Raw genomic sequence first — 22,464 nt, forward strand, 5'->3', positions numbered from 1 at the left:
AAATCGAAAACGCGTCAAAGTTGGGTCGAAGGACCAACAACACGAAAACGCCCGACCAAAGGGCCGGGCGCGGGTTGTCTTGTCGCTGCAGATCAAACCAAACGGCTGTTGTCCTTGGCGGCGCGGACGAAGTCGCGGAACAGTGGATGCGGGTCAAAAGGCTTGGATTTCAGTTCCGGGTGGAATTGAACACCGATGAACCACGGGTGGTCTTCCCATTCCACGATTTCGGGCAAGCGGCCGTCCGGGCTCATTCCGGTGAACTTCAGGCCGCAGGCTTCGAGTTTCTCGCGGTACTTGATGTCTACCTCATAGCGGTGACGGTGGCGTTCCTCGATCGCGGTGGAGCCGTAAACCTCAGCAACTTTGGAACCTTCGTTGAGCGCCGCGTCGTAAGCGCCAAGGCGCATCGTGCCACCTTTGTCGTCAGTGGTCTTGCGCTGAACCTTTGCGTTGCCCTGCACCCACTCTTTGAGGTGATAGACCACAGGTTCAAAACGGGTTTTGCCGGCTTCGTGGTCGAATTCCTCGGAGCCTGCATCGGTGATGCCAGCCTTGTTGCGTGCCGCTTCGATGACAGCCATTTGCATGCCAAGGCAAATGCCGAGATAGGGGATTTTGTGCTCACGGGCATATTGCGCGGCTTTGATCTTGCCTTCGGTGCCGCGTTCGCCAAAACCGCCCGGAACCAGGATTGCATCATAGCCTTCCAGATGCGGTGCAGCGTCGCCTTTGTCAAAGACTTCGGCGTCTACCCAGCTGACGTTGACTTTCACCCGGTTTGCCATGCCGCCATGGGTCAGGGCTTCCTTGATGGATTTGTAGGCGTCTTCGAGCTGGGTGTATTTGCCCACAATGGCCACGTTGACGTTGCCATCAGTGTTGTGGATGCGGTCGTTGACGTCTTCCCAAACGGTCAGATCGGGGCGCGGGGCAGGCGCGATACCAAAGGCATCCAGCACCGCCTGATCCAGACCTTCCCGGTGATAGGCGAGCGGTGCTTCGTAGATCGACTTGAGATCATAGGCAGCCACGACGGCCTCTTTGCGCACGTTGCAGAACAGCGCGATCTTGTTGCGCTCTTTTTCCGGAATCGGTTGTTCAGAACGACAGACCAGCACATCGGGCGCGATACCGATGGATTGCAATTCCTTCACGGAGTGCTGGGTTGGTTTGGTTTTCAGTTCGCCGGAGGCTGCAAGATAGGGCAACAGCGTCAGGTGCATGAAAATGCACTGGCCGCGCGGCTTGTCGTGGGAGAACTGGCGGATCGCTTCGAAGAAGGGGAGGCCTTCGATGTCTCCGACGGTGCCGCCGATTTCGCAAAGCATGAAATCGACTTCGTCATCACCGATGTTGATAAAATCTTTGATCTCGTTGGTGACGTGCGGAACCACTTGAATGGTCTTGCCCAAATAGTCGCCACGCCGTTCGCGCTCCAGAACGTTGGAATAGATTCGGCCGGAGGATACAGAATCGGTCATTCGCGCAGGCACGCCCGTGAACCGTTCGTAATGCCCGAGGTCGAGGTCTGTTTCCGCACCATCGTCCGTTACGAAGACCTCACCGTGTTCAAACGGGCTCATCGTGCCCGGGTCGACGTTGAGGTACGGGTCGAGCTTGCGCAGACGCACGGTGTAGCCCCGTGCTTGAAGCAATGCGCCCAAAGCTGCCGACGCCAGACCTTTGCCTAACGATGAAACAACCCCACCAGTAATGAAAATATAGCGTGCCATGCCTGTGGCATCCCCCGTGATTTCTTGACGTGCCTGTCGATTTTTGTAGCGCCCGGAACAGCAGAATCTGTCCATGCATCACGGGACTTAAGTCATAAAGGATTCGCAGCAATTTGGCAACCGGACCGCAAGATGCTGTTGCGGACGGTTCTTATGCCTCAAGCTGTTGTGGATGCCCTCAGGGGGCAAAAAATCAAGCGCTCCAGAGGGAGCGCTGATTGTTTGTCAGATTCGCGCGACCTTAGTCGGCGCGGGGCACCAGCGGTGCGTCGCCTTCCGCCGGCGGCAGAAGCGAGTCGCCGCCTGGCAGAGCCGGCGTGCTGTCTTCAGCCGCAGGAGCTTGGGTGCCGAGGCGATCAAATACCGAGCTCGAAGAGCTGTTTTGCGCTGCAATCACCGTCAACGCAATCGAGGTGCAAATAAACGCACCAGCAAGCCACCAAGTGACTTTGCCAAGCGCCGTTGCAGCAGCGCGACCGGTCATGGCACCGCCACCACCGCCGCTGCCCATGCCAAGGCCACCGCCTTCGGAACGTTGCATCAGCACGACCCCGATCAGGGCCAAAGCAAGAAGAAGGTGGATGATGAGGACAACGTTTTCCATTGGGACCTGTTAGCGAGCATTCGGTTTGATAGCGGGCTATGTAGGCAAGTTTTGCGCGGGGGGCAAGGATGTTTCGCCGCACATCTTGGCGAACACAGGTGCGACGATCATGGCTGGACGGGCGTGAAGTGCTCTGGCAGGGTCGCGCCATGCCACATGATCATGACCACCCGCATTCGCATCTGCCGTCCGAACCTGCCCTTCGGGTCAAAGCGCTGGAGACAATTTTGACCGACAAGGGGCTGGTTGACCCAGCTGCCCTGGACGAGATCATCGACACCTATCAGAACAAGATCGGGCCGAAGAATGGTGCTGCCGTGGTGGCGAAGATGTGGACGGACCCGGCGTTTCGCGAAGAGATGTTGAATGATCCGATGCCGCGGCTCAAGGATATGGGGCTTTATGGGCGGCAGGGCGAGCACATGGTGTTTGTCGAGAACACGCCGGAGGTGCACAACCTCGTCGTTTGCACATTGTGCAGCTGTTATCCTTGGCCTTTGCTGGGAATCCCGCCGGGCTGGTACAAGTCCGACGCATATCGGGCACGGTCCGTGAGGGAGCCGCGCAAGGTCTTGGCGGAGTTTGGTGTGTCGCTGGTCGAAGGGCAGAAAGTGCGCGTATGGGACTCCACTGCGGAGGTGCGGTATCTGGTCGTACCGATGCGACCCACTGGCACTGAGGGGCTGTCCGAGGAGGAACTGGCCGCATTGGTGACGCGTGACAGCATGATCGGCGCAGGATTGGCGGAAGGTCTGAAAGCATGAGCCGGATACATGACATGGGTGGTCGATTTGGCACGGGCGCGATCGACCCGGAAGACAATGCGACATTTGCCAAAGAGTGGCATGAACGTGCGCTGGCATTAAACCTTGCCTGCGGGGCTTTGGGTCAGTGGAACATCGACGCATCGCGCCACGCGCGCGAGTGCTTGTCGTCTGCGGATTATGCAGGGTTTTCCTACTACGAAAAGTGGTTGGGTGGATTGACGGACAGTTTGGTTGCAAAAGGTGTTGTGACGATTGCAGAGCTGGATGCGGGTCGCGGAAACGGCACTTCTCCTTTGTCCGAGAAGGCTTTGCGGGCCGACAAGGTTGCCGCAACACTGGCTGCGGGGAGTCCCTACACGCGAGAAGCCGCCGCGCCGCGGTTTGCCGTAGGAGACAAGGTGCGCGCCCGACGCCCCGCCCGAAATGCGACGGTCGTGGGTGGTCACACGCGTTTGCCGGCCTATGCCGCCGGTGCGGTAGGAGAAGTGGTTCTTTCGCACGGAGCGCATGTCTTTCCAGACAGTAATGCACATGGGTTGGGCGAAGCGCCGGAGCCGCTCTATGCAGTGCGCTTTGAAGCTCGGGAGCTTTGGGGATCGGAAGCTGAAGCCGGTGACGAAATGGTTCTTGATATGTGGCAGAGCTATTTGGAGCCGGCATGAGTGTGCGGCCTGAACCAGCGTTTGAAGCGCCATGGCATGCACAGGTCTTTGCGTTGACGGTCGCCATGAATGAGGCAGGACAGTTTGCCTGGACAGAATGGGCGGAGACTTTTGGCGCGACGCTGAAAACGCGCGGACTTGCGAAGGAACTGGATGGCGGTGATGACTATTTCAACGCCTGGCTTGAGGCGTTGGAAACGATTTTGCGCGACAAGGGACTAGCTGCGGCTGCTGACATCGAGCAGATGCGTGCGGAATGGGAGGGGGCCTATTTGTCCACACCCCACGGGCAGCCTGTGCGTTTGCCACGAGGGTAAGCCGAGCTTTTTGGGACGGATCGCTCTGCACGATTGGCTGGCTGTGACGATTTGGTGGGGCAGATTTCAACGTTCTTGTTCTGAAAAGCCCAACTTTGCGGTTTTCCATGCCGTACAAGGTGGCTAAAAGGGCGCGGGTTTGAACTCTATTCAAAGGACCGGATATGGCCAATGTTGTCGTCGTAGGCGCCCAGTGGGGCGACGAGGGAAAAGGCAAAATCGTGGACTGGTTGAGCGAGCGCGCGGATGTGATTGCGCGCTTTCAGGGCGGTCACAACGCGGGCCACACGCTCGTCATCGACGGTAAGGTCTACAAGCTTCACGCGCTGCCCTCTGGCGTTGTGCGCGGCGGTAAGCTTTCGGTAATCGGCAACGGCGTCGTTCTGGACCCTTGGCACCTGATGAATGAAATCGCGACGGTGCGCGGGCAAGGTGTGGAAATCACTCCGGACACGCTGATGATCGCGGAAAACACCCCGCTGATTATGCCGTTCCACGGTGAATTGGACCGTGCACGCGAAGAAGCGGCCTCCAAGGGTACCAAGATTGGGACAACCGGTCGGGGCATTGGACCGGCATATGAGGACAAGGTGGGGCGCCGGGCGATCCGCGTCGCGGACCTTGCTGACGAAGCCACTCTGGAAGCGCGCGTCGACCGTGCCTTGCAGCATCACGACCCGCTTCGCAAAGGTCTGGGTGTGGAGCCGATTGACCGTGATGCACTGATCGCGCTTCTGAAAGAAATTGCCAAGGACATCCTGCCGTTCGCGGCACCGGTCTGGAAGGTGCTCAATGAAAAGCGCAAGGCAGGCAAGCGGATCCTGTTCGAAGGCGCACAGGGCGCGCTTCTGGATATCGACTTCGGCACCTATCCTTATGTGACCTCCTCGAACGTGATTGCAGGACAGGCTGCGACGGGCGTCGGCATCGGACCAGGTTCGATCGACTATGTTCTCGGGATCGTGAAGGCCTATACCACCCGTGTGGGCGAGGGACCGTTCCCGACCGAGCTGCTGGATGCCGATGGCAATCCGGATGCGGATGGGGCGCGGCTTGGTGAGCGTGGACACGAGTTCGGCACGACCACTGGCCGTCAGCGCCGTTGTGGCTGGTTTGATGCGGCGTTGGTGCGCCAGACTTGCGCGACTTCGGGCATCAAAGGCATTTGCCTGACCAAGCTGGACGTGCTGGACGGGTTTGACACTCTAAAGATTTGTGTGGGCTATGATCTGGACGGAGAGCGCCTTGACTACCTTCCGACAGCGGCTGATCAGCAGGCGCGCTGTAAGCCGATCTATGAAGAGATCGATGGTTGGTCCGAGACTACTGAAGGCGCGCGCAGCTGGAATGACCTTCCGGCCAATGCCGTAAAGTACGTGCGCCGCGTCGAAGAGTTGATCGAGTGCCCAGTTGCCCTGCTGTCCACCAGCCCAGAGCGGGAAGACACGATTCTTGTGACCGATCCGTTCGCGGACTGATCGCGTAGTCGTCTGAGCAGGAAAAGGAGACCGGATCATGGCCATGAGTTACAAAGCACGCAAGCGCTGGGCGCTGGTGATCCTTGTGGTTGGTTTGCCGGTCTACATCATTCTGGCAAGCGTTCTGGCGACCTGGCTGAACACGGAAAACTTCCTTGTGACGCTCGCTTTGTACGTCGGTTTGGGGATTGTCTGGATTTTGCCATTCAAGTCGGTTTTCCTCGGGATCGGACAAGCCGATCCGGATGCTCCACCTGAAGACGACCAGTATTGAGCTTGCGTTCTTTGGGCGCGAAGACCCAATGAAAAAGGGCCCTCAAGGGGCCCTTTTGTTATTTCTGGGAGATGTTCACTACGTCGTTGAGCATCCAGTCTTTGAACCAATCTTTGGTTTCGGGACGATAGAGGCGGAACAGGAAGAACCATTCATTTGCGTCGGTTGCGCTTTCGGTGGTGACCCAGTTGGCTTCAAATCCCTCTGGAACTTCGTCCAGATTGGGAGCGTAATACAAGTCCACAGACCCGTCCGAGTTTTTCACCATATTGTCCAGGTCTTTGGTAGACGCTCCGACCCGATCAACGCCTCGGTTGAAGTTTTTGGTTTCCATATTGTAGACGATGGCGGACCAAAAATCTTTGGCAGGAACGTCCGCGGGAACATTCAGCTTGTAGGTGTCCTGTCCATTGAGAAGGTTTCCGTCTGAATCGCGAAGACCGGTCAGGTAGAAGGTGGCTCCCCCCAGCTTGTTTGGCAAGAAAGTCACGTAGAAGTATGTGGCTGCGCGCTTGTCGATCAGGATCTCTTCGCCATCCTCAAAAGGAAAGCCCATTTGAGCCTGAGGGCCGAAGTTCCAGAAGGACCATTCGGACAGTTTTTCACCGTCTTTGACCCAAAGTGGTGCGACAGTTTCACCTTCGGTTATGAACTTCTGCTGCATGTAGGCGTAGGCCAGTTCCAGGCCTTCGAGCGCCGCTTTCTTCTGCATTGGCGTGGGATCGAACGCTTCGTCTTTCTGGATGCCAATGCTTTGCAACATTGAATAGACCCCACGATCCTTTTCGCGGATGGGGTTGTTCTGAACCACATCGTTGATGTCTTCGATGAAGGTCATGTTGTAGTAGGGCAAGCAATCATATGGCTGGTCGGTCATATCAAGGTGCACAGTTGGTTCGATTTCTGCGTTTACGGCTTCTTCGAGCGAGAAAACTTTGATGCCCTTGGCGTGTTCTCCGGCATCGGCATGCGTTGCACCATTCAGGAGTGTCGGACGGAAAGAATAGGAAACATCATGCGTATCCAGGTTGGGAACGATGATGTAGCCCTGTGCTTCCAGCTCATTGGCTGTACCGAATTCGTCTTCGTAATCTTGTGGCAGAAACAGGTATTTCCCGCCTTTGCCTTCGTCAGCGCCCTTGGAACCGACGTCAATCAATGGAACGTGCCACGCGGAAATAAAGGAGCCGAAGTAGTCGACCTTGTCTGTCATTGGCGGGACTTCGACAACCATTGGGCCATCGGCCATCGAGATCGACCCCCAGGCATAGGCGGTGGTGTCATTCGCAGTCAGGAAGCCTTTGTCCGATCCAAAAGGTTCTGTGACATAGTTGACCGTGTCGTAATCGCCTCCGGCGCGGCGTGTTGCCTTGATGAAGTCGACCTGAGCGACTGCGGGCATGTAGTAAATCGCAGCTTGAGTGGCCCGCTGAACCATAATGTCATACTCGATATCGCTGTGCTTTTTTGAGCGTTCCAGGATGTCTCCTGTGTCGTCAAAATCGGATGCGGTGGGCGACACGGCTGTGGCTGTGCTGACCATTAGGGAAAAGGCGAGGGTGGATAGGCAAAGTAGTCGACTCATGCTTCTTCCTTTTGAATTGCTTAAAAATCGCGGTTTCGGATCGTCGGGACAGAGAACTGAAGACGTTGTACCGGCGACATGCCAAGACGCGGCAGAAGCCCCACCGCGGACATTGCTGATACGACAAGCATGCGACTTTGGGATAGTTCTGTAAAACAAAAAAAGCCCGGCGCGATCGCCGGGCTTTTTGCGAGTGGTTTTGGGCGGTTCAACCTGCGGCGCGATCAGCCGGTTTGAAATTGATGCTTTCGTCGGCCGTGAAGCGACCGCCAGCGATTTTGCGGATCTTCTGATCGCGCAGGAGTTGGCCAAAGCTGCGTAGGCTTTCCTCGCGGGAGAATTCCTCTTCGTTTATGTCGCGCGCCATGCGGATCAGCATTGGACGCGAGAACCGCTCCTGACCTTTGACAAAGGTCACGTATGCCGCCGCTGCTTCGAGAATCTGCGGCATAGTGGCAGCGCCGACAGATTTGGCGTAGTCGGCAAAGCCGCCCTGCACCGAGGCAACGGAGCCGACCGGAGCAGCAGACCGCGCGATTTCTTCGCGGTCTATCCGGTCGGATGACACCCGGCGCGGGCGAACAGGAACGCGCCGTGGGGCCTTGGTTTCTTCTTCTGCCGCAGCTGCAGGCGCCTTGGCGGGGGCATCCTGCGGCGCGTCGATGCGCTGCTCGGCCACCAGCTTAAGCGGAGCCGCGGAGCCGCGGGGCTTGGATTTTTCGGCAGTACTGCCGTCCTTGCCGCCGGGTACAGCGCGGACAACACTTGCTAGGTCGTCGCGATAGGCAACGGTGTCATCTTTGTCTGCTGTACCGTTTCCTGCGGCTTTTTCGGCGCGGGTGGCGGCGACAGCGGCACGCAGATGCGCGATGGCACGGCGACGGCGTGAGCCTTCGGGTTCTTCCAATTCGCTGTTGGCTTTTGCCATCAGACGCGACAGGTCAGGTTCGGCATGTGTCGACTCGACCGGCTTGGACGACTGAGGTTCCTCCACAGGGGCTTCGGACGTTTCCTCGGTCTCCTCAAGCGCGGCGTCCTCGGCGTAGTCGTCTTCCTGCTCGATGGAAGCGGTCAGTTCTTCCGGCGCGGTGTCTGTCAGACCCGCTTCCGGTTGCGCCGTGACGTCGCCTTTGAGTTCCGCTTCGACCTGGGCCAATTCTGCCATCAGGTCGGCTTCATCCTCGGGCGTAAGGGCGCTGTCAGCTACGGCATGAGCCGGAGCGGCGTCCTCGGCAAAAATGTCCTCGTCGTCGTCGGCATAGTCGTCTTCTTCATCGTCCACGGCTTCGGCTTCGAGCAAACCGGAGGCAACAGCCTCTTCGAAGTCCGCTTTTTTCATGCGCACGACACGGGCGCGTAGCGCCGGTTTTGCAGTTTCTTCAGCCGAAGCTTCGACGACGTCATTTTCAGCGTCCGCTTCGTCTGCTTCCTCAGCGGCGTCGAGTATGTCGGACACTGGCTGGATTTTCGGAGCGAAGATATCGGAGATGTCGTCGTCTTCGGCATCGTACACAGTGGCGGCCGGCGCGTCCTCGGCGACCTCCAGGTCACGTGCGTGCTCGTCTTCGGAGAACCCGTCTTCGTCGGCGGTGCTGTTGCCGCGGGCAACTACTGCGCGGATGCGCTCGAGTTTGGCCGCGATGGAGTTTTGCTCATAGTCGGAGGCGGGCTCTTCCTCGTCCCAGTCGTCCGATACATCGTCAGCTTCTGCAACCGGGTCGAGGATTTCGACGTCCGGCACGTCAATATCTTGAACGTCGTCGGAGTTGTCCTCGGCAACCGAAGGTGTGTCTTCGGCAATGGCAGCTTGAATGCTGTCTTGCAGAACAAGTACGTCAGCCGCTGCCAGAGAGTCGAAAACGTCATCGGCTTCGGCCTCTTCGATTTCGGCGTCAAAGGATTCTTCTGCCGCAACATAGTCGACGGTTTCTTCTTCCTGTTCGTCTTCGGAAGCGGCCTCTGCGACTGCGCCAAGATCGACGCCGTCGGCATCATCCGCTTCGGAAGAGGGCGCTTCGTCGGTTTCCGCCATTTCGTGAACCGGAGCTTCTTCCCCATCGCCAGCCTTGTCAGACTCTACAATGTCTGTGACTTCCATTTCGGCAGGCGCTTCGACGGTCTCTTCTGCAGCATCTTCATCGCTTTCCGAAATGGCCTCTACGGTCGCAGCAGCAGCGCTTGCTACGGCGACATCCGCAACATCCGCGCCGGCTGCATCGTCTTGCGTAGATGCTTCTTCAGCGGCTTCATCATTTTCTGAAACGACAACCGCTTCAGCTGTTTCCTGATCCACCACAACAGGTGCTTCGGGAGCAATGTCTTGCGCTGCTTCATCGTGCGCCGTGTCATGAGCCTCAGCGAGGGAAACTTCTTCGACTTCGGGAGCAGTGTCTTCGGCTGTGTCGTTAGCCACAGGTTCGGGGGCAACACGATCGGCAGCGCTGAGCACGATGGCGCCTTGATCCATGCGCGCACTCACGCGGCGTTCGATTTCGCGCTCGGCAATGCGAGCGAGCATTTCGGCATCAGGGGTCGGAGGCTCGGCTCCGAAGTAGCGATCATCAGCGGCCAGATCGCGGAAGTACTCCGCAATCGCCTTCATCGTATCGAATGAATCCTCGAACCCCTCAAGGGTACACGAGAAAGTCCCGTAGGAAACCGTAAGCACTTTGTTATTCGTAACCATTGAATTCGGGTCCTTTGCACTGCTCGACTTTCTCTTTACCACGGCAGGAAAGTCGAAACGTGACCGATTCTGTGCAACGCAGGGTATCATTTTGGGGCCAAATTGTGACTTGGCCAACAAGTTGAGGCGAAAAAGGCGTTCATGACCGCGATTGTTGAAAGTCTGGAACTAATCACACTCGTAGGGGCGGGTTCGTTAACGAATGCAGACGTAATCGAGGCGACTCAGGTTGCACCCCGAGTCGTTGCGGCAGATGGGGGCGCAGCCCATTGCCTCGATTTCGAGCTGGCTGTGGAGGCTGTTATCGGAGATTTCGACTCGATTCCTGCGCGGGTTCTGTCGGAAATTCCTGCAAACAGGATGCACCGGATTGCGGAGCAAGAGACCACCGATTTCGACAAGGCGCTGCGCTCAATCGAGGCTCCGCTGGTGGTGGGAATCGGGTTCGGTGGCGCTCGCGTTGACCATCACCTGGCGGCTTTCAATACGCTCGTGCGATTGTCTCACCGGCAATGTGTCTTGTTGGGAGGCGAAGACGTCGTCTTTACCGCGCCTCCAAAGTTAACGCTCGATTTGGCTGCGGGAACGCGGGTGTCCTTGTTTCCCATGACACACCTTACGGGGCGTTCGGAGGGGCTTGAGTGGCCTTTGGAGGGGCTGAGCCTTGCGCCAAATGGGAGAGTGGGGACATCCAATGCGGCGAAAGGACCGGTGCATCTCGAGGTAGGCGCGCCAGGCATGCTTGTTATACTACCGCGGTCCTGTTTGCAGGAAGCGGTCAGGGCGCTGACTGACTCTGGCGCAAGCTGGCCCGTTCCCTGAAAACAATATAAAGACCCGCCCCCATGGTGACGCAGATGCCAAGCGCGGCCAGTCCGTTGGGTAAGTCTGCAAACACAATCCAGCCGACCAGCGCTGCAATCGGTATCTCGATGTATTGCATAGGGGCCAGCGTAGCCGCAGGCGCATATCTCAGTGACCACGTCATAAAGAGATGTCCAACCGTACCTGCAATCCCCACTGCGACCAAAAGCCAGATGATGTCGCCCTGAGGCACAATAACTTCCAGGTCAGCGACCCCGCTCGATGCCCCGAAGTAAAGCACCGGCAAAAGCAAAACGGTCGCGATGACGCCGGACACAGCCTGCATTGAAATCGGATCCACATCCTTTGCGATTTTGCGAGTGATCAGCATGAAGAAGGCAAAAATGAACGCCACTGCGAGTGGAAGTAGGGCAGGAGCGCCGACTTTGGCGAAGCTGGGCTGGATCACCATCAGGGTGCCAACAAACCCGACCACACATGCAAGAAGGCGGCGGAGGCCGACTTCTTCGTGCAATACATATTTGCCCAGGAGCAGCATGATGAAAGGCATTACGAAGGCGATGGCGACTGCATCGGCCAGAGGTAGATAACGCAGGGAAGTGAACATGCACGCGATGCCGGCGATGTGCAGCAAGGTGCGCCAGATGACCAGTTGGAATACCCGCGTTGACATGCGCCAGTGGCGCCGCGTCAGGATGACGATCGGTATCAGGATGGCCGCCTGAACGGAGAACCGTACAAAAACCAGCTGTGCCATCGGCATTTGTGTGGACAGGAGTTTGGCGAGGGCGTCGCCGACTGGAGCCATAACGCAAAATCCCAGCATCAGCATGATGCCGAGCAATGGGTGGTCCCGGGTATCTGAATGACCGTTCATTTTTGCACGCTAGGCGTGCCAGACGAAGAAGGCAATTGGCGAAATGCCCTTGGCGTCAGAATACCGAGATCCCAGCCTGGACCGGACGTTCCAAATATGTGGACAGCGCGACATAGGTTTTTGTCGCCGTGACCTCCGGCAATTTGTAGATGCGCTCAAGAAGGGATTCCATGGCCTTGGGGTTTTCCATACGCACCTTGAGCAACATGCATGTGTCGCCTGTCACCGAGTGGATTTCTTCTACCTCGGGCAGGTTCGCCAGATTCATTATGCCATCACTTTTGCCCCAGCCTGATGTGTCCACATGAATGAAGGCAAGAAAGTCTTTGCCGGTCATTGCCGGATCCAGATGCGCGGAGACCCCCGAAATTCGACCGTTGGCCTTGTAACGTTTCACACGTTCATGAACCGCGGGAGGTGACAGGCCGACTTTGTCACCAAGGGTGGCGTAGCTTTGCTCCGCATCCTCAGTCAGAAGGCCTAATAATTTTCGGTCAATGCCGTCCAAACCTTGTTTGTCTTTCATGCTGTCTGAATCTCATTCGATTTTTTCAAGAAACCTCAGAATTATGTACAATTAAATCGCGAATGAAACTACTGATTTCTCAAGTTTGGAGGAATCAATGAAAGCTGTTTGGATATTGATGTGCGCCATTGGTGTGGTCGGCGCGAACTCGTTGGTTCTGAGCCCTATTGCAACCGAGGTGGCGACCGCTTTTGCAGGGCGGGATGCCGCTGATGTGATGCTTGCTTCGGCTGTCTATGGTGCCGGAACCGCGCTAAGTGCGTTGTTTCTTGCACCACAGGCTGATCGCATCGGGTTGAAACGCGCATTGCTTTGGGCGCTAAGTATTCTCGCAGCTGCGCTTTTGCTCAGTGCTTCCGCGCCCTCGCTGACCATCTTGATTGTCGCACAGGGCATTACGGGCATCGGTGCAGGTTTGGCTTTGCCCGCGATTTATGGGTTGGCCGCGGATGTGTCGCCAAAAGGGCAGGAGAGCGCGACGCTTGGCAAAGTGCTCACAGGCTGGACTTTGAGCCTTGTCGCGGGCGTGTCACTGTCTGCTGTACTCGCAGATGTTTTGCATTGGCGGGCTGTCTTTGCGGTTATGGCTTTGGCAAGTGTCTTGCTTTGGTTGTTGGTCGCGCGGCTAGACGTCCCCCGGAAGGCCGTGGCGGACGTATCCACGTCTCCGCTCAGCGCGTTTCGTGTGGCCGGAGTGAAACCGGTCTTGGTGGCCGTCGCGGCATTCATGGCCGCTTTTTACGGCACCTATGCCTTTCTTGGTACACATATGACCGCCACCCTGGGCTACGGCACGGCGGTGGCGGGAGTAGCGTCTTTGGCCTACGGGATCGGGTTTGGCGTGGTCGCGCCGCTGGACAAACTGATAGACCGTTTTGGTGCTGTGCGGGCGGCGCCGGTGGTATTCGGTGCCTTGACGCTGGTTTATGTTCTGATGTCGGCGCTTGGGCAAAGTGGCACAGCCGTTCTGGTTGTTTGCCTTCTTTGGGGGGGCATCAATCATCTGGGTTTGAACATCATGGTCGGGCAGTTGAGTGCTTTGTCTGTCAGCCAGCGTAGCGCCATTCTGGGGCTCTATAGCACCACAACCTATGTTGCGATGTTTGCCGGCACAGCACTGTTCAAAGAGGCATACAGCGTCATCGGGTTTCAGGGCATCGCGCTATTGTCTGCGGCCTGTGTCCTACCGGCTGTTGCAGGCGCGGTTTGGCGATTGCGGCGCCCGGTGTTGCGGCCTGCTGAATAAAAAAACGGGCCAGCGAAGTCGCCGGCCCGACAGGGAGTGGGTTCGGGCCAATTGGGAAGCCCGAACCGGGGGAAATTCAGCGGTTCATCCGGTTTTCGATCAGATCGTCCACAACCTGAGGCTCTGCCAGTGTGGAGGTATCCCCGAGTGCGCCGTAGTCGTTTTCGGCGATTTTTCTGAGGATGCGTCGCATGATTTTGCCGGAGCGTGTTTTCGGCAGGCCCGGGGCCCACTGGATGAGGTCGGGACTTGCGATCGGTCCGATCTCGGTGCGGACCCAGGTGCGGAGTTCTTTTTTGAGCTCGTCGCTGGGTTCCTGATCGTTCATCAGCGTCACGTAGCAGTAGATGCCCTGACCCTTGATGTCATGCGGGTAGCCCACCACGGCGGCCTCGGCCACGGCAGCATGCGCCACCAGCGCGCTTTCGACCTCGGCGGTGCCCATGCGGTGGCCCGACACGTTGATCACGTCGTCGACGCGACCGGTGATCCAGTAGTCGCCATCCGCGTCGCGGCGGCAGCCGTCGCCGGCGAAGTAGTAGTTCTTGTAGTCGGCGAAGTAGGTCTTCTCGAAGCGCTCGTGATCGCCCCAGACGGTGCGCATCTGGCTCGGCCAGCTGTCCTTGATCGCCAGCACGCCCTCGACATCATTGCCGGTGATCTCTTCGCCGGACTGCGGGTCCAGCACCACCGGATGCACGCCGAAGAACGGTTTCATCGCCGCGCCGGGCTTGGTCGCATGGGCGCCGGGCAGGGGGGTCATCATGTGACCGCCGGTCTCGGTCTGCCACCAGGTGTCCACGATCGGGCAGCGGCCGCCGCCGACCACGTCATTGTACCAGGTCCAGGCCTCCGGGTTGATCGGTTCGCCCACGGTGCCAAGGATGCGCAGGCTGCTGAGGTCGCATTTCTCGACATATTCGTTGCCCTGACCCATCAGGGCCCGCAGCGCGGTGGGGGCGGTGTAGAACTGGTTGACCTTGTGCTTCTCGCAGACCTGCCAGAAGCGCGATGCGTCCGGATAGGTCGGCACACCCTCAAACATCAGCGTGGTCGCGCCATTGGCCAGGGGCCCATAGACAATGTAGCTGTGGCCGGTGACCCAGCCCACATCCGCCGTGCACCAGAAGATGTCGCCGTCCTTGTAGTCGAAGGTGTACTCATGGGTCATCGAGGCATAGACGATGTAGCCGCCGGTGGTGTGCACCACGCCCTTGGGCTGACCGGTGGAACCGGACGTGTAGAGAATGAAGAGCGGGTCTTCGGCGTTCATCTCTGCGGGTTTGCAGTAGTCGTCCGCCTCCAGCACCATTTCGTTGTAGTCAAAGTCGCGGCCGTTGATCCAGGTGGTCTGGTCGCCGGTGCGCTTGACCACGAGGCATTTGACCGTGTCCTTGGTGTGCAGCAGCGCGGCATCGGCGTTGGACTTGAGCGCGGTCTTGCGCCCGCCACGGGGGGCGGTGTCGGCGGTGATCACCACCTTTGCATCGCAGCCGTTGATGCGGGCGGCCAGCGCGTCGGGGCTGAAGCCGGCAAAGACAATGGAATGGATGGCGCCGATGCGGGCGCAGGCGAGCATGGCATAGGCCGCCTCGGGGATCATCGGCAGATAGATCACCACGCGGTCGCCCTTGCGTACGCCAAGCTCCTCGAGCACGTTGGCAAAGCGGCAGACGCGGCGGTGCAGTTCGGCATAGGTGATGTGCTGCGCGGGTTCGTCCGGGCTGTCGGGCTCCCAGATGATCGCGGTCTGCCCGCCGCGCTCGGCGAGGTGGCGGTCGATACAGTTGGCCGACACGTTCAGGGTGCCGTCTTCGAACCACTTGATGTCCACATTGCCCGGCGCAAACGACGTGTTCTTCACCGTCGTGAAAGGCTTGATCCAATCAACACGCTGACCATGCTCGCGCCAGAAACCATCTGGGTCACTAATAGACGACGCGTACATGGATGCGTAATTGTCGGGGTTAATGTGCGCGTTGGCGGTCATTTCCGCGGACGGGGCATAGGTTTTGTCAGACATAGTCGTACCTCGTGTAGTCCTGTTTGAGGCGAGCGTAGGCGGCTGCGCCCAACTGTCAATCAGACCTTGGGCGCAGCCGGCAAGTTTCTGCGATCAGATCGCGAGGTATTCGGCCCGCAGCTCTTCGTTCTGAAGAACTTCGTCCGCGGCGCCGTCAAAAACCACAGACCCGGTATCGAGGATCACCGACCGGTCGGCCAGTTCCAGTGCACGCACCGCGTTTTGTTCGACGATCACTGTGGTGATGCCTTGTTCCTTGATGATGCGGAGAGTTTTTTCGATCTCGTCCACGATCACAGGCGCCAGCCCTTCATAGGGTTCGTCGAGCAAGAGCACTTTGATGTCGCGGCTAAGGGCGCGTGCAATCGAAAGCATTTGTTGTTCGCCGCCGGAGAGAGTCACGCCTTCTTGTTTGCGACGCTCGCCGAGGCGGGGGAAGAGCTCATAGAGGCGCTCTTTGGACCAGCCGATGGGCGGGGCGATCTGGGCTAGGTCGAGGTTTTCCTCAACCGTCAGGCCGGGAATGATGCGGCGATCTTCCGGAACGAGGCCAATGCCGGCCTGTGCCGCCTCATGGCTTTTCATCAGGTGAAGGGGCTGGTGGTCGAGCCAGATCTCGCCGTGAGTCACCTGAGGATTGTCCATGCGGGCAATCGAGCGCAGGGTTGAGGTCTTGCCGGCGCCATTGCGGCCCAGAAGGGCGAGAATTTCACCTTCGTGCACATTGAAGCTGATGTTCTGAACGATGTAGCTTTCGCCGTAATAGCTCTCCATGTTCCAGACAGAGAGGAAAGCAGGGGCTGTTTCGGCCAGATTGTGGCCTTTTGAGAAGTCGGGTTTGACGTTCATGTGTCCTGTTCCCTTACGCGGCTTCGCCGAGATACGCTTCACGTACCTTCGGGTGGCCCTTGATGTTTTCCGGATCATCTTCGACCAGCGGAGTGCCTTGCGCCAACACGGTGATGCGCTGCGCAAGAGAGAACACAACGTGCATGTCATGTTCGATAATCGCGATTGTGATGTCGCGTTCATCGCTGATCTGCTTGAGCAGGTCGATGGTGTTGTTGGTGTCGGCCCGCGCCATGCCTGCTGTTGGTTCGTCAAGCAAAAGAAGGCGCGGTTCCTGTGCCAGGCACATGCCGATTTCGAGGCGGCGCTTGTCTCCGCGTGACATGGCGTCGGCGTGCATATTGCGCTTGTCGGCCATGTTCATGTCCTCCAGCACCTTTTCGGCGTGCTCCACGACGTCGCGCTCGGACATCATGTTCTTGATGGCATGCATGCGAAAGGCGCCGTCTCGTTTGGCGAAGCAGGGGATCATCATGTTTTCCATGACGGTCAGCTCGCCAAAGATTTCCGGTGTCTGGAACACGCGGGAAATACCCATCTGATTGATTTCGTGAGGGCTGCGGCCGAGCACAGACTGGCCGTCAAACATGACTGAGCCGGTGTCAGGGATCAACTTGCCCACAAGGCAGTTCAGGAGGGTGGATTTCCCGGCCCCGTTGGGGCCGATGATCGCGTGTACGCTGTTTTCCTTTACGGAGAGGTTCACGTCACCCAGCGCCTGAAGGCCGCCGAACCGCTTACCTACGTCTTTGACTTCGAGAATTCCCATCTGTCGGTCTCCTTATTCTGCGGGTTCGGTGGTTGCTGCGGCTTTGGATTTACCGCGGGACTTGATCCATTTGCCAAGACGCTGTCCGCCTTCGACAAGACCACCGGGCAAGAAGATCACCACAAGCATGAACATAATGCCCAGAGTCAGGTGCCAGCCTTTGCCGATGAAGGGGTGGATGATGAAGACCACGAAATCCTCAAGGCCGTCGGGCAGGAACGCGAACCACTGGTGCAGGATGTTGTCATTGATCTTGGAGAAGATGTTCTCGAAGTACTTGATGAAGCCCGCGCCCAGAACCGGACCAATCAGGGTGCCGGTGCCGCCGAGGATGGTCATAAGAACAACTTCACCGGATGCGGTCCACTGCATGCGCTCGGCGCCAGCGAGGGGGTCCATTGCTGCCATCAGGCCGCCCGCGAGACCGGCATACATGCCGGAAATGACAAAAGCTGCCAGAGTGTGCGGACGCGGGTTCAGGCCTGTATAGGACATACGGGTCTGGTTGGACTTGATAGCGCGCAGCATCATGCCAAACGGCGACCGGAAGATACGGACCGACAGGTAGAACACCGCGATCATGATGATCGCACAGAGATAGTAGCCTGCGTTGAAGTCGAAGCTCCAGGCGCCGACGTTCATAGTGTGCGTGCTGTTCATGTAAATCCCAAAGAAATGGGGAAAGTCCTGCATGCCCTCGCCGTGGAAGATCTGTGGATCACTCGGATAGACCTGCAGGCCGGTTTCACCGTTGGTGAGGTTAAACTTCGGGTTCGAGAGAACCGAGTACGCCAAGGCGAAGGACATCTGCGCGAATGCAAGCGTCAGGATCGAGAAGTAGATCCCCGAGCGGCGCAATGACACATAGCCGATCAGCACCGAGAACAGTCCTGCCATAATGATTGCCAGACCGATGGCCGGCACCACATTGTAGCTGAGCAGTTTGAACATCCAGACCGCGGCGTAGGAACCAACACCCAGGAAGGCCGCGTGGCCGAAGCTGAGATAACCTGTGAGGCCGAAGAGGATGTTGAACCCGATGGCAAAGATGCCAAAGATGATGAAGCGTTGCATCAGGTCCGGATAACCCGCGTTGAACTGCGCCATCGCGCTGTCCGTCGGGAAGGGGTTCAGGATGAAGGGTGCGAAGAGTGTCAGCACCGCGACAACCACGAGAAGCGTGAGGTCGTTTTTATTGAGTCCAAGCATGTTTTATTCCTCCATCACGCCTTTGCGGCCCATCAGACCACGCGGACGGGTCAAGAGCACGATGATCGCGACAAGGTAGATGATGATCTGGTTGATGCCGGGGAGCGTGGTGGTCGCCCAGGTCGTAGACGCGAAGCTCTCCAGAATACCGAGCAAAAAGCCAGCCAGTACTGCGCCAGGAAGGCTGCCCATGCCGCCGACCACAACGACCACGAAGCTGAGAACAAGGAAGTCCATGCCCATGTGGTAGTTTGGTGGGTTGATCGGTGCGTACATTACGCCCGCAAGGCCCGCCACACAGGCGGCGATTGCGAACATGATGGTGAAACGCCGGTCGATGTCGATGCCCAGCAAGCCGACGGTTTCCCGATCTGCCATACCGGCGCGAACAACCATGCCGAAGGTGGTGAATTGCAGGAAGGCAAAGACACCGAAGATCACGAGACCGGCAAAGCAGAAGTATACGATCCGCCAGTTCGGGTAAGGCAGCTCCAAGCCGAACCATGCGCCGAGGTTGGACACACCCAGAAGGGCATCCGGCGGCGGGGTCTGGATCGGGTTGGCGCCGAAGTAGTATTTCACGATTTCCTGCAGCACGATGGCGAGGCCGAAGGTCACGAGGATCTGGTCGGCGTGCTCACGCTTGTAGAAGTGCTTGATGAGGCCGCGCTCCATGATGAGGCCTACGAGGATCATCACCGGAATCGCCAGAAGGATCGCCAGCGGCACTGACCAGTCGATGATGGCGGCGCCCATTTCGGGGCCGAACCAGCTTTCGACATAGGGTGTTTCCACCTTCAGAGGATTGCCGAGGAAGTCCTTTTGGGTTTCGTCGATGGTTATGTAGCTCAGTTGCATTAGTTTGGAGAGCGACACGGCACAGAAGGCGCCGATCATGAACAGCGCACCATGTGCAAAGTTCACGACGCCCAAAGTGCCGAAAATGAGTGTAAGTCCCAGCGCGATCAGCGCATAGGCGGAGCCCTTATCGAGCCCGTTCAGGATCTGCAGGATGAATGCGTCCATTGTCTTCGACCTGTTGGTTATGATGGCTGCCAGCGCGATGCGCAGCTCTTAGGAGGCGGCGTCAAAAGCGGGCAGAACCGGCCGCGCAAAATGCGCGACCGGCTGGCTTTTGGCCTTGTATCAGGCGCCTGCGTTGCAGGTGCCGAGCGTGGCTTCGTCGCCACCGAACATCGGGTGGTTCGGTGCGTAGGTTACCTGCTCTGCAGGGGTAACCTCGACGATTTCCAGCGTGTCGTAGGCGTTCGTCGGGTTCTCCGCGCCGCGTACAACCAGAACGTCCTTGAAGCACTGGTGGTCTTCGGCGCGATACAGCGTCTTGCCGTTGCCAAGACCGTCGAACTCGAAGCCTTCGAGCGCTTCGACAACACCGCACGGGTTGAAGGTGCCCGCGCGCTCACATGCGTCAGCATAAAGCAGAACCTGAGCGTAGCATGTCTGTGCGGAGTTGGACGGCGGCTTGCCGTACTTCTCACCGAAGGACTTCACGAACTGCTTGGAACCTTCGTTCTGAAGCTGCCAGTTGTAGTTCATGGAACCCAGCACGCCTTTGATGTTCTCGCCAGCACCGGCGGCCATCAGCTCGGAGTAGAGTGGCACAACGATCTTGAAGTCCTTGCCGTTCACGACCTTGTCGAGAAGGCCGAACTGAACCGCGTTGGTCAGCGAGTTGATCATGTTGCCGCCGTAGTGGTTCAGAACCAGTGTGTCGGCACCGGAGTTCAGAACCGGCGCGATGTAGGACGAGAAGTCCGTGGACGCCAGCGGGGTTTTCACAGTGTTCACTGTGTTCCAGCCCAGAGCTTCGGTAGAGGCCACAATCGACTCTTCCTGGGTCCAGCCCCAGTTATAGTCGGCAGTCAGGTGGTAGGCGTTGCGGTCGTTGCCCATCTCTTTGGCCAGCACGGGTGCGAGTGCAGCACCGGACATGTAAGCGTTGAAGAAGTGACGGAAACCATTTGCCTTGCGGTCTTTGCCGGTGGTGTCATTGGCGTGCGTCAGACCCGCCATAAAGATCACGCCAGCTTCTTGACAGAGACCCTGAACAGCCACCGCCACGCCCGAAGACGAACCGCCATTGATCATGACCGCGCCGTCTTTCTCGATCATCGACTTTGCCGATGCACGGGCGGCGTCAGACTTGGTCTGGGTGTCGCCGGTCACGAACTCGACTTTCTTGCCGAGAATGCCGTTCCCCTTGAGCGCTTTCGAGGTGAAGGTGTTCAGGCAGCCGCCATCGCCTTCGCCGTTCAGGTGCTCTACGGCCAGCTGCTGAGCGAGCAGCTCGTCGTTGCCTTCGTCTGCGTAAGGACCGGTCTGGGGCACGTTGAAGCCCAGAGTGACCGACGAACCGGTAGGTTCATTGGTGTAGGCCGCTGCAGATTGCGCCGTAAAGATAGTGGGCAGCGCAACACCGGCACCTGCGACGGCACCGGTCTTTAGCACACGACGACGTGTGTAATTGGTTTTGGACATTTAATCCTCCCGTTTGGTCTGTCGCCGCCTTTGAGGCTCCTCTTCCCCGACGGGCGGCGCGCACTTATGTGCAAAATCATTATCGCGGCGAGGTCGAAAATTTCGCAACAACTGCTTTCAAAGACACAATTTTTTTGTAAAGATGTTCGCATTGCGACGCAGCAATTTGTAAAAAAATTTTTCTGCGACGCGGAAAGTGTTTGATTTACGCAAGGAAAAATCAATGGCGCGCGACACATTGACAGGCAGCCGGATACGCGAAAGGCGGACGGTGGTCGGCATGCGGCAGGCAGAGCTTGCAAAGTCAGTAGGGATTTCGGCGAGCTATCTCAATCTTATCGAGCACAACCGGCGTAGAATCGGCGGCAAACTGCTTGTGGACATAGCGGCAGAGCTTGGTGTCGAAGCCTCTTTGCTGAGCGAAGGAGCAGAAGCCGCACTGATTTCATCGCTTGGAGAAGCTGCCGCCGATGGCGCGCAGGCGGGCGCGGAAACTGATCGTGTAGACGAGTTTGCGGGGCGTTTTCCGGGGTGGGCCGCGTTGATTGCGCGACAGCACAGCCGGATCGAAGACCTGGAGCGGACCGCGGTGACACTTACGGACCGTCTGACGCATGATCCGCATCTTGCAACGTCCATGCACGAGATGCTGACGATGGTGACGGCAATCCGGTCTACTGCGGGCATTCTTGCCGAGCCCGGGGAAATTGAACCGGAATGGCAAAACCGCTTTCACCGCAACCTGAATGAAGACAGCCAGCGGCTGGCCGAAAGCTCACAGCAGCTTGTGGCTTATCTGGACGGAGCGGGGGACGCCGCTGCGAGTTTGACTTTGCCGACGGAAGAAGTGGATGCGATGTTGTCGTCCAACGGGTTCCGCTTTGATGATCTTATCAATGCGGATGGCGAGGCTTTGAAGAGTTTTGTGCAGGAGCAAGACACTCTTACTTCGGAAGCAGCGCAAGACATGGCTTTGACCGTGATCAGTCAACTTGTGGATGATGCCCGTCGGTTGCCCTCGAACAGATTGCAATCACTTGTGGGTACATACGGAGCCAAGCCTGTGGACATTGCCAATTCTGCCGCTGTCCCGCTGGCAGTTGTGCTGCGCCGGCTTGCGGCACTTTCAGAGCAGATGTTGCCGATGGCTTGTGGTTTGGTGATGTGCGACGGGGCGGGCACTTTGATGCAAAGGAAGGCGATAGACGGCTTTCCAATGCCACGTTTTTCCGGTGCATGTCCCAAGTGGCCGCTGTTTCAAGCACTGGCGCGGCCGATGCAACCGCTGCGGCAGACGGTCACAGTCACCGGACGCGATGCGCGCAGTTTTGAATGCTACGCCGTTGCAGATCCAATTGGACCTATGAAACTCGACGAAGCGCCCCTCTACCACAGCTATATGTTGGTTATTCCTTTGGAAGGCGGCACTTCGGAGGGCCGCGAAGTTGGATCAAGCTGCCGGGTTTGCCCAAGTGTCGGTTGCGAAGGGCGACGTGAGCCATCTTTGTTGGCTTGATCGGGCAAGCCCGCAA

The 22,464-nt window shown here is 58.0% G+C and carries 20 protein-coding genes; 8 read left to right on the top strand and 12 right to left on the bottom strand.

Annotated elements, in window-relative coordinates:
• Window positions 1-92: 92 nt before the first annotated feature.
• A complete protein-coding gene (locus BXY66_RS05145; protein ID WP_132859091.1) occupies window positions 93-1,736 on the bottom strand; it encodes a CTP synthase in 1,644 nt (547 codons plus the stop codon).
• Window positions 1,737-1,977: 241 nt separating this feature from the next.
• Entirely contained in the window at window positions 1,978-2,340 is a 363-nt protein-coding gene (secG, locus tag BXY66_RS05150) for a preprotein translocase subunit SecG (RefSeq protein WP_132859092.1), read from the bottom strand.
• A gap of 149 nt (window positions 2,341-2,489) precedes the next feature.
• Here secG and nthA point away from each other — a divergent pair, with 149 nt between their 5' ends.
• The 5 genes from nthA (at window position 2,490) to BXY66_RS05175 (ending at window position 5,838) form a co-directional block, all read left to right on the top strand.
• Entirely contained in the window at window positions 2,490-3,104 is a 615-nt protein-coding gene (gene nthA / locus BXY66_RS05155) for a nitrile hydratase subunit alpha (protein WP_132860346.1), read from the top strand.
• The gene (gene nthB / locus BXY66_RS05160) at window positions 3,101-3,769 is read left to right on the top strand and encodes a nitrile hydratase subunit beta (RefSeq protein ID WP_132859093.1); all 669 of its coding nucleotides are present in this window, start codon (window positions 3,101-3,103) and stop codon (window positions 3,767-3,769) included. The genes nthA and nthB overlap by 4 nt, the downstream gene beginning before the upstream one ends.
• Complete coding sequence (locus BXY66_RS05165) at window positions 3,766-4,086, top strand: nitrile hydratase accessory protein (protein WP_132859094.1); 321 nt, start codon at window positions 3,766-3,768, stop codon at window positions 4,084-4,086. The genes nthB and BXY66_RS05165 overlap by 4 nt, the downstream gene beginning before the upstream one ends.
• A 164-nt stretch (window positions 4,087-4,250) precedes the next feature.
• The gene (locus BXY66_RS05170; RefSeq protein WP_132859095.1) at window positions 4,251-5,564 is read left to right on the top strand and encodes an adenylosuccinate synthase; all 1,314 of its coding nucleotides are present in this window, start codon (window positions 4,251-4,253) and stop codon (window positions 5,562-5,564) included.
• Window positions 5,565-5,601: 37 nt separating this feature from the next.
• Entirely contained in the window at window positions 5,602-5,838 is a 237-nt protein-coding gene (locus BXY66_RS05175; RefSeq protein WP_132859096.1) for a DUF2842 domain-containing protein, read from the top strand.
• Between the two features lie 58 nt (window positions 5,839-5,896).
• On the opposite strand, the gene BXY66_RS05180 is transcribed toward BXY66_RS05175, so the two are convergent.
• Window positions 5,897-7,423, bottom strand: a complete 1,527-nt coding sequence (locus BXY66_RS05180; RefSeq protein ID WP_132859097.1) for a DUF1214 domain-containing protein — start codon at window positions 7,421-7,423, stop codon at window positions 5,897-5,899.
• A 208-nt stretch (window positions 7,424-7,631) separates the two neighbouring features.
• A complete protein-coding gene (locus tag BXY66_RS05185) occupies window positions 7,632-10,109 on the bottom strand; it encodes a hypothetical protein (protein ID WP_132859098.1) in 2,478 nt (825 codons plus the stop codon).
• A 141-nt stretch (window positions 10,110-10,250) separates the two neighbouring features.
• On the opposite strand from BXY66_RS05185, the gene BXY66_RS05190 reads away from it, so the two are divergent.
• On the top strand, window positions 10,251-10,931 hold the full coding sequence (locus BXY66_RS05190) for a thiamine diphosphokinase (RefSeq protein ID WP_132859099.1): 681 nt from the start codon (window positions 10,251-10,253) through the stop codon (window positions 10,929-10,931).
• On the opposite strand, the gene BXY66_RS05195 is transcribed toward BXY66_RS05190, so the two are convergent.
• Window positions 10,888-11,811 (bottom strand): DMT family transporter, encoded by a 924-nt coding sequence (locus BXY66_RS05195; RefSeq protein ID WP_132859100.1) that lies wholly within the window; start codon window positions 11,809-11,811, stop codon window positions 10,888-10,890. The two genes, BXY66_RS05190 and BXY66_RS05195, sit on opposite strands and share 44 nt — an antisense overlap.
• Window positions 11,812-11,866: 55 nt before the next feature.
• Entirely contained in the window at window positions 11,867-12,337 is a 471-nt protein-coding gene (locus BXY66_RS05200; protein ID WP_165929106.1) for an Lrp/AsnC family transcriptional regulator, read from the bottom strand.
• A gap of 97 nt (window positions 12,338-12,434) precedes the next feature.
• Between BXY66_RS05200 and BXY66_RS05205 the strand changes: the two genes are divergently transcribed.
• Entirely contained in the window at window positions 12,435-13,583 is a 1,149-nt protein-coding gene (locus BXY66_RS05205) for an MFS transporter (protein WP_207911289.1), read from the top strand.
• 76 nt (window positions 13,584-13,659) lie between these two features.
• On the opposite strand, the gene acs is transcribed toward BXY66_RS05205, so the two are convergent.
• From acs to BXY66_RS05235, 6 genes are all read right to left on the bottom strand, one after another.
• A complete protein-coding gene (acs, locus tag BXY66_RS05210; protein ID WP_132859102.1) occupies window positions 13,660-15,606 on the bottom strand; it encodes an acetate--CoA ligase in 1,947 nt (648 codons plus the stop codon).
• 93 nt (window positions 15,607-15,699) lie between these two features.
• Complete coding sequence (locus tag BXY66_RS05215; RefSeq protein WP_132859103.1) at window positions 15,700-16,455, bottom strand: ABC transporter ATP-binding protein; 756 nt, start codon at window positions 16,453-16,455, stop codon at window positions 15,700-15,702.
• Window positions 16,456-16,468: 13 nt separating this feature from the next.
• Window positions 16,469-17,224 carry an ABC transporter ATP-binding protein gene (locus BXY66_RS05220; RefSeq protein WP_132859104.1) on the bottom strand — a complete coding sequence of 252 codons (756 nt, stop codon included), beginning with the start codon at window positions 17,222-17,224 and terminating at the stop codon, window positions 16,469-16,471.
• 12 nt (window positions 17,225-17,236) lie between these two features.
• Window positions 17,237-18,433: a branched-chain amino acid ABC transporter permease gene (locus tag BXY66_RS05225; RefSeq protein ID WP_132859105.1), complete on the bottom strand. Its 1,197-nt coding sequence runs from the start codon at window positions 18,431-18,433 to the stop codon at window positions 17,237-17,239.
• Window positions 18,434-18,436: 3 nt separating this feature from the next.
• Window positions 18,437-19,459 (bottom strand): branched-chain amino acid ABC transporter permease, encoded by a 1,023-nt coding sequence (locus BXY66_RS05230; protein ID WP_132859106.1) that lies wholly within the window; start codon window positions 19,457-19,459, stop codon window positions 18,437-18,439.
• Between the two features lie 120 nt (window positions 19,460-19,579).
• Complete coding sequence (locus tag BXY66_RS05235) at window positions 19,580-20,932, bottom strand: substrate-binding protein (RefSeq protein WP_132859107.1); 1,353 nt, start codon at window positions 20,930-20,932, stop codon at window positions 19,580-19,582.
• Window positions 20,933-21,155: 223 nt separating this feature from the next.
• Here BXY66_RS05235 and BXY66_RS05240 point away from each other — a divergent pair, with 223 nt between their 5' ends.
• Window positions 21,156-22,448 (top strand): helix-turn-helix transcriptional regulator, encoded by a 1,293-nt coding sequence (locus BXY66_RS05240; RefSeq protein WP_132859108.1) that lies wholly within the window; start codon window positions 21,156-21,158, stop codon window positions 22,446-22,448.
• Window positions 22,449-22,464: the final 16 nt, after the last annotated feature.

Source organism: Shimia isoporae (genome assembly GCF_004346865.1).
Taxonomy (GTDB): Bacteria; Pseudomonadota; Alphaproteobacteria; order Rhodobacterales; family Rhodobacteraceae; genus Shimia; species Shimia isoporae.